At 48.8% G+C, this 12,444-nt stretch carries 6 protein-coding genes; all 6 read right to left on the bottom strand.

Annotated features, from left to right (window positions below; translation table 11 throughout):
• Positions 1-50 precede the first annotated feature (50 nt).
• Genes PTE_RS05335 through PTE_RS24875 form a run of 6 tightly spaced genes read right to left on the bottom strand, consistent with a single transcriptional unit; the run spans position 51 to position 12,398 of the window.
• Positions 51-368 carry a hypothetical protein gene (locus PTE_RS05335; protein ID WP_036843885.1) on the bottom strand — a complete coding sequence of 106 codons (318 nt, stop codon included), beginning with the start codon at positions 366-368 and terminating at the stop codon, positions 51-53.
• Positions 365-1,261: a hypothetical protein gene (locus tag PTE_RS23390; protein ID WP_070974743.1), complete on the bottom strand. Its 897-nt coding sequence runs from the start codon at positions 1,259-1,261 to the stop codon at positions 365-367. Before PTE_RS23390 ends, PTE_RS05335 begins: the two co-directional genes overlap by 4 nt.
• A gap of 47 nt (positions 1,262-1,308) precedes the next feature.
• Positions 1,309-1,533, bottom strand: coding sequence for a hypothetical protein (locus tag PTE_RS05320; RefSeq protein ID WP_036843884.1), 225 nt, complete (start codon positions 1,531-1,533; stop codon positions 1,309-1,311).
• The gene (locus PTE_RS26340) at positions 1,520-2,242 is read right to left on the bottom strand and encodes a hypothetical protein (protein ID WP_241826101.1); all 723 of its coding nucleotides are present in this window, start codon (positions 2,240-2,242) and stop codon (positions 1,520-1,522) included. The genes PTE_RS05320 and PTE_RS26340 overlap by 14 nt, the downstream gene beginning before the upstream one ends.
• Before the next feature lie 32 nt (positions 2,243-2,274).
• On the bottom strand, positions 2,275-5,256 hold the full coding sequence (locus tag PTE_RS26955) for a hemagglutinin repeat-containing protein (RefSeq protein WP_131601421.1): 2,982 nt from the start codon (positions 5,254-5,256) through the stop codon (positions 2,275-2,277).
• Between the two features lie 44 nt (positions 5,257-5,300).
• The gene (locus tag PTE_RS24875; protein WP_036843881.1) at positions 5,301-12,398 is read right to left on the bottom strand and encodes a two-partner secretion domain-containing protein; all 7,098 of its coding nucleotides are present in this window, start codon (positions 12,396-12,398) and stop codon (positions 5,301-5,303) included.
• Between the last annotated feature and the right edge of the window lie 46 nt (positions 12,399-12,444).

Here is a 12,444-nt window from a genome sequence, read left to right as displayed (position 1 = left end):
CGGCTAAAAGAAGGAAGATCCCGGCCACTTCAACTGACCGGGGCGTCTAATTAACAAAAATCCTGTTCTATATTATCTTCCGCCTTTAGGATTTCCAAAAAGCGTTGATAAGCAGTTTCATCTAACTCAAGTAAATCATCCAATAATTGTTCTTCTATTAATGCCCAATGATGAACACTCTTAGCATCATCATTCGAGAAAAAAACAGTTCTAAAATCTATCGTTGTATCAATAACTGAGACTTCATTAGATTTATATGCCTGTAAACCTCCATAATTTGGTGGTAACCCATAAAAATATGTTTCATCACCAAACCAATATATGGCAAAAACATCAACAATAGAGCCATCTGATTCTTTTATTTTCATTTAACATTATCCTTTATTGAATCTATTACCTTTTTAGGATCCTGTTGGATTCTCTGAGGGGTAGTAATCTTCATGTCATAGGTTTTACCAGTATTTGAGTTGTATTGATAATGTATAGTTATCGTTTGTCCACTAGGGAGCCTATGTTTCGCCTCCATTTTCTGAAAACCAGCTGCTGTAGGAAAACGGGGATCTTTATTCATGCCTAACAATTTACTTCCTTGTAACGGATTTGATTCAACCTGTTTCCAGAAAGTTTGTTCATTCAGATCCCTTGGCGCGGCAACTTGTTGTCCTGGTTTTGCCGTTGATATTTTCTCAGCATTTTTAATAAGCTGCTGATGGTAAACAGTATTAGCCGATTTATCACCCAGATTCGTTGTGCCTTGACTGTTTTGCCCAATCTTTTCCAGCGCCGCTTTCTCTGTATTAACAACCGCACCTGTGGTCCCTTTTGTTGTTGGCGATGATTTCGGCCCTTTGCTGCCTTCAACAATGATAGGTAGCGTCATTGCCATCGCAGCGGCAGTCTCCTTACTCATGCCCATCGCTTCAAAGCGTTTTGTCCAGCCGAGTTCGCCTACTTTGCCTGTGGCCGCCTGGCCCAGCGTATTCACCGCAGACAGGTAATTTCTGAACTCAACCGGCAATGTGCCATCCCTGTCCATATTTTTGAGGGTACTCTCAAACACAGGCCACTGATCAACCAGATAACCATACTTCTGCGCACACTGGTTCGGGTTGCTGTTACAGGAGTCCATCATTTCCTGCTGATTACGGATATTGGTATCAACCATCTCCTTGATCACCTGCTTACAGCTTTCTCCTTCACTGGTTCGGGCCTTGTGCGCAAAATTGTCCAGCTCATTCACACTCAGATAGTTATTCTCCACAACAAAAAAATCCCAGCTCAACTGCTGGGATCGTTCTTATCGGGTAACTAACGAATACCAAATAACCAAAACACAAAACCTGCCAGAAATCCTGACGTACTGATTTTTAGATACATTCCAATATTATCGCTAATGAAATGAAAAATTTCTTTTCCACCACCAACCCAATAACCAAGTACGTGAAACATTATACACATTAGAAACACTGCTAGAAAAAAAGAACAAGATAAATACAACATGACCATGATCGATTTAGCTTTATTTCTTTTCACCTTGTTTCTCCTTATTTTCTATAGCGCTTCCGACACCACTATTAAATAAACCTGATGCAGCTGAATCTCCTAAATTACCCATGGTAGAAGGAATGGAACTTTTTGATGCAGGCCTTGTAATTGTCCAAATACCTATAGGTTGCCATTCATATTCTTTTGACACAGGGTTAAAAATTTTATTGAATGGAACCTTGATAGTATTACCGATTGCATATCCTACACTGGCTCCGCCTTTACTTATTATTGCATTCAAGAAAGGATCATCACCTTTAATTTCGGCCGTGTAGTAACCACCTGCCGCATTCCACATGACAGTGGGGTTGTAACCTTTCCCGGCTGTGATAGCTCCTACGATACCTGCACCAATCAAATCAGAAAGTTTTACTTCCTTTGTCGTACCATATTGAATAGCTGCATTTACACCACTGGTGACGCCTGCTGCAAGTAACTGTTCCTTTCCTTTCGCCCCCTGAATCATCGCCTTTGCACCAAAAACCATTACAGGCCATGAAGTTGGATCTAAGGCGACAGCGGCAACTCTGTTAGAAGTGGTAATATTATCCTTCAAAAACTGCAAATCCTTACCATTCAAATACTGCACTATCTTGATGGCGTCGGGATCTTTTAATTTCTCTGACGACCGAATTTGTAACGATCCCTCATCAAGCGCAACATTCGTATTTGCTTGAATAAGATCTTCATAAGTCACGCAGGTAATGCCCCCTCCTTTGCATTTTTCCTCTAATTCGGTGCTATTCTTATTGCTGATGTCCAAATACTTCTGAATGACCGCACCGCAGTCCCCTCCTTTGGCCTTACATTCGGCCAACTCTTTATCAAAACGGCGGCTTTCGTCCTCATAAAGATAGTTATTCTCCACTGTAAGGCTTTGAGGCGGCTGTCACTTTCATTGCTGGCCGCCTTGACGGTCTGCACGGCGGTATTCACCGCACTGCCGGCTGTCCCGGACAGGGCCACGGTCAGGCCGCTTTGTTTCTGCTCGGTTTTGGAGATAGCGGTGTGGCTGTTTTCGGCACTGGTGATAGTGACGTTCTGACCGGCAAGTTGCATATCGCGGCCCGCCACCACATCACTGCCGTGAATGTTGAGTTGTTCTCCGGCGTTGAATGTCACGCTGCCCTGACTGCTGCCGACGGTGCTGCCTTTGCTAAGGTTGCTGTCGATGTTGGTGGTGGATTTTTGGCTGGCTTTGCCGACGGTGAAGCCGATGCCGCCGGTGCCCATCAGGCCGGATTTTTTCTCCTTCCGCAGGTGAGTTTCGTGACGGGCTTCATCCGCAGTGGTGACGGTAAGCTGATTGCCGGCGGCCAGATTGACATCTTGGGTGCCAGCCACGTTACTGCCGATGATGTTCAGGTCATTGCCAGCCTGTACGGTGACGCTGTCTCCGCTGAGGGTGGTACTCACTGCCCGGCGCTCATGGACTTCGTCGTGGGTTTCGACTGAGGATTTGGAGAGTAAACCTTTGCTGGTCTGTTTACTATGCTCGACCAAATCGGATGAAGCAGTACCAGCATCCAGAGTCAGATTATTCCCAGCTTGTGCTGTCAGTTGTTGACCGGCATTGACGTTGGCGGCGGTAGCTTTCAGGTTATTGCCGGCCCGCAGTGCCAGGTTGCCCGCTGTATTTATTTGGCTGCCGGTGTCGCGCTCCTGTGTCAGATGACGGTAATTGTCATTCCCCCAGTCACCGTTTTCTGTGCGGCGGGTGCGCAGGGTGTCCAGTGTCAGGTCAAGGCCTGCTGTTATCTCTGTCTGACTGTCTTTGCCGGCGTTATTTACTTCACTGGCGGTGAGACGGACGTTGTTGATGGCTTTCAGTGATAAGGTACCTTGGTCATTCTGGACATAAATCCCCGCAGGGCGGTCCAGCCAGCGATCAACTCCCTCTCTGCGCAGGGCAGAGGCACTGGTGATATCCCGGCCTGCCAGCACGGAAACTCTATCTTGTCCCTGAATGCTGCCACCCAGGTTGGTGATGTCCTGCTGGGTGGTTAAGTTGACCTTACCGCCTTGAATAAAGCCGCTGTTGGTCAGGTTCTTAGCCGTCAGTTGGGTCACTTCACGTCCAGTGATGGTGCCACTGTTGGTGATATCACCCCGGCTATTCAGTGTGACGTTGTGACCGGAGAGCAGGGCGCCGTCACCGGTCAGATCGCCTTTATTCACCCGGGCGTAGACCTGCGGTACGGTCACGGTCTGTGTTGTGCCGTCCGGCAGGGTCACCGTGCGGTTGGTTAGCCAGATAATGTCCGAGGTGAGCAGCGCCATCTGCGATGGGCTCAAGGCAATGCCAGGGGTGAGTTGTTGCTGTTTGCCGAAGGCAACTCCGGCTTCCATTAACGCTTTGAACTGGGCTTCATCGTTGTTGTGACCGGCCAGATAACGGTGTCCGGTCAGCTGGGTGATCTGATCACGCACCAGACGTTGTTCGTAGAACCCGTCTCCCAGGCGTTTGTGGGTCAGTGCCGGGTCGTTGGTGAGCTGTTGTTGCATATAATCCGTGCCCAGCCATTTTTTATACTGGGTGAATTTGGGGTCGGTCTCTACCAGATAGTGGCTGTCACTACCCGGTTGCACGATATACAGGCTGTTATCCGGTAGGCGGGTCTCCGGGGCGATTATGCGGATAAGCGGTTCGGCTGTTTGCCCTTTGACGGTAGTGGGTGGAAGTGCAAGTTCAAATTGTTGACCGGTTGGTAACATCAGTGGGCGTTCATCCAGCGGATCGCTATCCGGCAATGTGATGGTGTTTGGTGGCAGCACCCGCTCAGTTTGACCGGTAGGTGACAGTGTTGGGTGTTCAGCCAGTGCGTCTCTGTTCGGCAGTACCACTGTGCCGGATGGTAATACCTGCTCAGTCTGTTGACTGGTCGGTGAAAGCATCGGGTGTTCAGTCAGCGCGTCTCTGCTCGGCAATGTCAATGTGCCGGATGACAATGCCTGCTCAGTGTGTTGGCCTGTAGGAGAAACTAACGGGCGGTCAACCGGTATGTCCCTGTTCGGTAATTTAATTGCCTCAGTCGGGATAGCCACGGTAGTTCCTCGATCGTTAGCCTGCAACGACCGGTCGTTAGTCTGTGTCGGGATGCTGAGTGTGATGGCATTGATAGTCGCATTTGTGAGCGAGACATCACCCGCGCCTGCCATCCTTGATGCCGGATTAATCCCGGCAGGTGAATTCTGAACACTGCCCGTTTGCCTGTCACTGATCGTTATGCCGGCTGTATCCGGGCGGGTATTGGCCTGCCAGGCCAGTGCTTTCAGGTCAATGGTTTCTTTTATCGGTGTCGGGCGATAATCGCTCCAGCTTTTTCCCTGGGATCTTTTGCTCCTTCTCAGTTGACGTTTTTTCTTTTTGGGGTACCAGCGGATTTGGTTGCCTTCATCTGCGGTGATACGTTCGCCTTTGGTTGAGTTATTGTGTAGTTCGTCAATATTACCCCCCAATATTGCGCCAGCTACGATTTGACTGTCGTTGTTGGTTAGCATTGTACTATTTAGGGTGATGTTGCCCCCGGCTAGAATTTTACCGGGGTCGCTCTCTTTTATCTGGGTTTCTGTGACGGTATGGGTATATTGGTATTCGTAAAATTTATTATCTCTGCTACCGTCCGGCATAATGGCATCGCGTATACCATATTTGTTTCGGTAGGAGGTATCCACCTGTGACCAGTCATAGCGGGTGGTGTGGCCGCTCAACACGGCTTCATGACGCTGGGATTTTTCCGTTTCTACAACGTGTGTTACTGATTGTTGGTATTGCGGATAAGAGCAGCATCAATTCCCAAGTTGCCTCCAGCCTCAATGGTTGCCGCGTGGTTGATAAGCCGGCCAGCTTGACTGGTAGCCGTCAGGTTCTCATCCAGTTGCCCACCAATGAGCATGTCTCTCACACTGTAAATCTGGGCATGGTTAAGGTTGTTGAGGGTCCCGGTGGCGATATCCATTCGGTCTCGGGCAGCAATGACTGCGGCTTTGTCTCCCTGAGCGGTGTTATTGAGCGTGCCTGTCTGGAGGGCTATCCGGTCACCGTAAATACGTCCGGTGCCCATGTTGTCCAGTATTTTGGTCGTCAGGTGAGTGAGTTCGCCGTCAATGAGTCCCGTGTTAGTCAGTGTGTCGCGGATGTGGATGCGGGTTTTCCCGGCACTGATTTCCGCAGCTTGGGTGTTGGTGAGGTTTTTTGCTACCAGGTACGCCTGCCCGGCTTTAATTGTGCTGTCGTTGATAATGTTGCCTGCGGTTTCCAGAGACAGATTGCCGTTAGCGGCAGTGTTGCCGGTATTGTGGAAGTCCTGTTTTAACTTTATCTCCATGTCGCCCTGCGATAGTACCTGACCGTCACCGCTTAGGGTATCAACTTTGATGCTGGTTTTTTCACTCGCAATTAGGGTGCCTTTTTGGTTGTTAATCGTCAGTTCCTGATCTTCGTCTTCAATGGTGAGCCGTTTTCCACCAGAAATCATTCCTTGTGTGTTATCCAGTGTCTGGCTGACGATGGCTTGCAGGCTGTCGGCTCCCCGTAATGCGCCTTGGGTGTTATCCACCTGTTGAGCTTCAATTATTAGGTTTTGGGCTTCGGTACCTTGGTTAGAGCGATTAGTTTCCCGGTTAATGAGTTTTGCCGTGTTTAATGCCAGTTGTTGGCTGCCGTGGATAAAACCGCCGGTGTTGTTCGTTTGTTGCTGCGCGTTAATCGTCGCGTCACCCACGGCTTGTACTTGTCCGTGGCGGTTGTCGAGCAACAGGGTATTCAAGTCCATGGTGTCTGTTGACAACAGTTTACCGTCCTGATTATCGGTATCAGCCCGTCCTGTGTCGATGACCAGTTTCTCACCCTGAATGTGTCCATGTTGGTTATCCAGCTTGCCGCTGGTCACTGTGGTGTTGCCATCACCAATAATACGACCGTGCTGGTTGTCCAGTAATTGCTTGTTCGTATCAATATTGATAGTTTTCGCCGATTGTAATGTGCCACCGCGGTTGGTGAGTGTTTGGCTGTGAATCGCCAGTCCACCGTTGCCGGCAATACGGCCCTTGTCATTGGTCAATGTTGTGCCGGTGATGTCGGTTTTGCCGTCAGCGGCAATAAAACCGGTGTTGTTATTTAATTCTCCGATATCCAGTTTCAAATCTCCCTGGGCAGAGAATTTGCCTGATTTATCTTTGTCGCCGTTGTTATCCAGACGTTGACCTTGGGTGTTTAGGCTTAGTTTGCCATCAGTCCGGACGGTTCCTTTTAAGTTATTGAATGCTTGGGTAGTCAGTTCAATTTGTTGGGTGCCGGTTAGGGTACCTTGGGTGTTATTTACCGCTGCTGTGTTCAGGGTGGCGATCTTATGGCTGGTAATAATACCGGCCTGATTATGTAAATCACCGCTGGTAATTAACATGTCATCCTGGCTGCGAATGCCGCCCTGATCACGACTGTTCTTGTTAGTCAGGGTGTGACCATTCGTATTGAGTGTCAGTTTACCTGCGGAATGTAACAGGCCGCCGCTGTTGTCAGTTTCGTTCACCGATAATTCCAGTGCATCGGTTTTGCTGGCTAGGGTTCCGCGTTGGTTTTTTAGTTCACCACCGGTGATGGTTGTCTTTCCTGTGCCAATAATTACGCCATCATGGTTGTCGATTTCACCGGTGGTTAGGGTGAGTGTGCCTTTACTGATAACACCACCCGTATCGCCGCTTTTTGCCGTGGTCAGTTTTTCTCCATGCGTGTCCAGCGTCATATCACCGGCAGATTCTATCCTGCCCCCGGTATTGTCTAACTCCCCGCTGTCGAGTTGCAGGTTTTTCTTGCTGGCTATGGTGCCGGACAAGTTGTTTAGCGCTTGCTGATGGGTGTTAATGTGGGTTTGATCGCCACGGATAGAGCCGCGGTCATTGAGCAGTTTACCGGTCGTCAGCTCCAAGGCATTTTGCGCTACGATCCCGCCGTTTTCACCGCTGTCAGTGTTGACCAGTTCGTGCTGTTGGGTATCCAGATCCAGGCTGGCGGCGGACTGGATCAGTCCACGTTGGTTGTTGACTGCTTGTGTTGTTAGATCCGCCTTGCCCTGTGAGAGGATTTTTCCGTCGGTGTTGTTGAGGTTCTGGCTGGTCAGTGTGGTTTCGCCTTGTGAATTTATCGCGCCAGCCGTGTTATCGATTTCACCGGCTTCCAGGGTCAGGTCACCGCCGCTGAGTATGCCGTGTTTATCTCCGCTTTGAGTGTTAATCAGTTTCTGACCGTGGGTATTGAGTGAAAGAGTTGTTTTGGATCGCAGCAGACCACCGGTGTTATTCAGTTCGCCGGTATTCATTGTCAGTTGTTGATGCTGGCTGACCATTTTACCGCTTGTATTATCAACGGTTCCGGTTGATGTCACTGTGAGCTGCTTATCGGCGATGATTCTTCCCTGTTGATTATCGATGGTGCCTGCGGTCATCGTCAGCGTTCCCAGGCTTGAGATCCCCTGTCCAGGCTGGCTGTTGCTGTTGGTTATGGTTCCCTTTTGTTCATTCAGGCTCAGATTTTTACCTGCATGGATAAAACCTGCTTTATTATTGATGCCTTGAGCGGTCAGATTCATATTGCCTGTACTGATTATGCCACCGCTTTTACCACTGTTGATATTCGTCAGCAGTCCGCCCTGTGTATTCAGTGTCAGGTCGTCAGCTGATTGCAGTAAGCCGCCACTGTTGTCAGTTTTGCCTACTGTTAATGTCAGCGCACCCGTTTCGCTGGCAAGTGTCCCGCCCCGGTTGTTCAGTTCACCACCGGTGACCGTTGTTGTTCCTTTACCAATGATGACGCCATCATGGTTGTCGATTTCGCCGGTAGTCAGGGTGAGTGTGCTTTTACTGATAACGCCACCATTTTTCCCGCTTTGTGCATTGGTCAGTTTTGCTCCGTGCGTGTCTAGCGTCATATCACCGGCAGATTCTATCCTGCCCCCGGTACTGTCTAACTCCCCGCTATCGAGTTGCAGATTTTTATTGCTGGCTATGGTGCCGGCTAAGTTGTTTAGCGCTTGCAGATGGGTGTTAATGTGGGTTTGGTCGCCACGGATAGAACCGCGGTCATTGATAAGTTTACCGGTGGTCAGTTCCAAGGCATCTTGCGCTATTATCCCGCCGTTTTCACCGCTGTCAGTGTTAACCAGTTCGTGCTGTTGGGTATCCAGATCCAGGCTGGCGGCGGATTGTATCAGTCCACGTTGGTTGTTGATCGCTTGTGTTGTCAGGCCTGCCTTTTTCTGTGAGAGAATGTTACCGTCGGTATTGTTGAGGTTTTGGCTGGTCAGCGTGGTTTCACCTTGTGACTCGATCATACCAGCTGTGTTATCAATTTCACCGGCTTCCAGGGTCAGGTCATGGCCGCTGCGAATACCTTGTTTATCTCCGCTCTGGGTGTTAATCAGCCTCTTGCCTTGGGTGTTGAGTGAAAGGGTGGAGCCGGATTTTAGTAGGCCACCAGTGTTATCAACCGTTCCAGATGTCACTTTGAGTTGCTGATTGGCTGCCACGGTTCCTTGATGATTATCAATGGCATCTGCGGTCAGAGTTAAGTCCTCTGAACTTAGTATGCCTTGATCAGGCTGGCTGTTATGGTTGGTTATGGTTCCTTGCTGCCCATCAAGGATCAGGTTTTTACCCGCATGGATCAGGCCCGCATCATTGTTGACGCCTTGGGTGATCAGCTTCATGTTGCCTGTGCTGGTTATGCCCCGGTTTTTACCGCTGTTGGTGTTGGTCAGCAGTCCACCTTGTGTATCCAATGTCAGATCGCCAGCGGATTGCATTAATCCGCCGCTGTTGTCGGTTTTGTTGACGGTTAAGGTCAGGGAGCCGGTTTTGCTGGCGAGTTTTCCGCGCTGGTTGTGCAGTTCACCTCCGGTGATGGTGGTCGTTCTTGTACCAATGATCGAGCCATCATGGTTGTCGATTTCACCTGTGGTTAAGGTCAGCGTTCCTTCACTGGCTACGCCACCGGTGTCGCTATTTTTGGCTGTGGTCAGCTTTTTCCCGTGGGTGTCCAGTGTCATATCACCATCAGATTTTATCTTCCCTCCGGTACTGTTAAGTTCTCCACTATCAAGTTGCAGGTTTTTCTTACTCGCTATGGTGCCGCTTTGGTTGCTCAGTACTTGCTGATGGGTGTCAATGTTGATGCCATGACCACGAATAAAGCCAGCATCGTTATTCAGTTTACCGCTGGAAATCTGTAATGAATCTTTGGCAATGATGCCGCCAGTTTTACCGCTGTTGATATTAATCAGGACTTGGTTTTGGGTATCCAACAACAGACTTGATTCTGATTGGATCTGTCCTCGAGTATTATCTAATGCCTGTGTGGTCAGTTCTGCCATCTGTTGTGATAAGAATTGTCCATCAGTATTGTTAACATTACCGGCGTTAAGAGTGGTTTTTCCTTTAGCGGAAATGATGCCAGCGGTGTTGTTGATATCACCTGTACTGAGTTCCAGATTGCCTTGGCTTAATATGCCTTTTTCTTTGTCACTGTTGGCGTTAGTCAGTTTTTGTCCGTGGGTATTGACTATCATGTCATTGCCGGATTGTAACAGACCAAATGTGTTATCCAGTTCACCGCTGTTTAGGGTTAGTTTTTCTCGGGCAATAACTTGCCCTGCGGTGTTGATGAATTTATGTCCTTTGGTCTGGATATCTATCTGCTGGGCGAGTAATTGTCCTTGATGGTTATTCAACGCCTGACTTTTTGTGGTGAGCTCTGTTTTGGCTTCGATTCGGCCATCGGCGTTCTTAATGTTTTTCTCGGTGATCAGTTCTGCATTGCCACCGGTTGCCGCGATTTTACCCTGGCTGTTATCAAGCTGCCTTGATGTTAGCTGGATATCTTGACCTGCCTCCAGGCTGCCATTCTGGTTATTCAGAGCGTCATTGACAGTCAGCTTCAAAGAGCCTTTTTCGGCAGCCGCTATTTTGCCTTTGCGGTTATCCACTGTAGTGGCGTTAATTGTCAGGTTGCCATTACCTTCAATCTCACCATTGTGGTTATTCAGCGTGTTGGCAGTGAGGAACATTTTGTCTTTGCCCTTCTGTTGCATTAATCCACTCTGATGGCTCAATGTGTCTGCTTTTATGGTAATTTTGTTGGCGGTAGTGACGGCTTTTTCGTTCAGTTGCAGGTTGTGGGCTTGTATATCCAGTTCGCCGTTGGAGAGGAGTTTGCCACCATCGCCTATCCACTGTTGTGTGTTGAGTGATAGTTTACCTTCACCAGACAGTTGAATTGTTCCCAGGGTGTTGTTCGCTTCATGTATGGTCAGATTCAGGTTATGACCATTATTGGCGATTTTTCCCCGTTGGTTGTCCAGCTCTGTTGTTGTGATCGTCAGTTGTTTCCCTTCATTGAAAAGGGTGCCGCCGCGGTTGCTTAATTTTTGGGTGTTGAGTACCAGGTCGCCTTTGCCGGTCTGGTTAATTTCCCCCTGATTGTTAGATAAATCTGGTGTAGTTAAGTTGATTTCCCGGGCCACCAGTTTACCGCCATTATTGTTAAATTGGTCTGGTGTTTTAGCGGTAAAACGGTCAGCTGTAATGGTAGCGTTGGCGGTGCTAATCTCTTTTTGACTGGCAGTGAGTTGAATGTTGTTGGCAGAGGTTTGGCTGCCGCTGAGATCAATCTTTTTACTCTGTACTTCCAGGGTATTGGTTGCCAGATTTTGTCCATTGGCTTGAATTTGCTGTTTAGCTGTCAGTGTCAGTGAACCGGGCAGCGTGGCTTTCCCTTTATCATCAATACCGGCAGCCAGAATACTGCCATTGTTACTTTGTATTTTACTCGCGGTTATTGTGGTATTGCCCCGCGCCGCGATTGTGCCTCTGTTCTCAATTTGTCCATTAATTGTGAGGTGTACTTCGCCGGCTGATGCCCCAATGTGACCAGCGTTATGTACCCCCACGCCAGACTCTGTTCCTATCAGCGTGATTTTATTGGCATACATGCCTCCGAGTGCGGCTACATCCAGCGTAAATTTCGGGAGCTTACTGTCGTCAGTAGATTTTTTCTCAATGTTCTTGTGAGCGGCATCAACGATATTACGCCCGGTGGTGACTTTCAGATCCTGCGCATGGAGCTTGCCGTTGATTGCTACCGAACGGGCAATAATTTCTGTGTAATTTTGTTGTGAGCTATCCATACCCAGCCCTTCAATGCTCACCTCTCCTTGGCTGATATCAAAGCCTTTTAGTCGGCCTTGTTCCATCATGACTTGTCCAGTGGTGAGTGTTGTGCGATGAGCGTTGATAAATCCGCAGCCGTCGCAAGTGATACCTGCCGGGTTGGCAATAATAACTTGTGCTTTTTGTCCAGCAACCTCAATCCAGCCATTAAGTCGACTTTTATCTAGGCTGTTGATTTCATTTATAATGATTTTAGCTTCTGCTTTGGCGAGCCACGGATTGCCGGCCACCATACCGCCTAGTTGAGTTTGGGTAGCAGTATGACTGTTATTTAAGATCGCTCCTTGTTTATCAATATCAAATTTGCTGTAGGTATTGTGTGAAACACCAGCCGCATTGGGGGTCTGAATATTGATTTGTGGCGTGCCGTTTGCGCTGCTAAGGATAGCGGGTTGCTGATGACCTGGCGCGTGTCGGTCGGCTACAATGTCTGCTTGTGCGGTTAGAGAAATACAGCCGGTTGCCAACAACAAACTTAGCCTTAACGCGGTTAGCCGACAAAGACATTGTGATGATTGCCGACGGCTGCGGCGGCGTACCGTACTACCTTGCCCGGCGGTAGCAATATCAGCTACGACCATCAACATGTTTCGGGCTTTATTAAAGATAATGCGATACAGGTGCTTGTTCATTGTTTTTCTCCGCTAACACGCTTTATATCTGCTACGCTCTGGCAGC

The sequence above is a fragment of the Photorhabdus khanii NC19 genome (assembly GCF_000517265.1).
Classification (GTDB): Bacteria; Pseudomonadota; Gammaproteobacteria; order Enterobacterales; family Enterobacteriaceae; genus Photorhabdus; species Photorhabdus khanii.
The sequence above is the reverse complement of the archived record's forward strand: the minus strand, read 5'-3'. Positions and strand labels throughout refer to the sequence as shown.

Coding starts and splice junctions, on each gene's coding strand:
- PTE_RS05335 (WP_036843885.1), bottom strand. CDS start 368: ATGAAAATAAAAGAATCAGATGGCTCTATTGTTGATGTTTTTGCCATA.
- PTE_RS24875 (WP_036843881.1), bottom strand. CDS start 12,398: ATGAACAAGCACCTGTATCGCATTATCTTTAATAAAGCCCGAAACATG.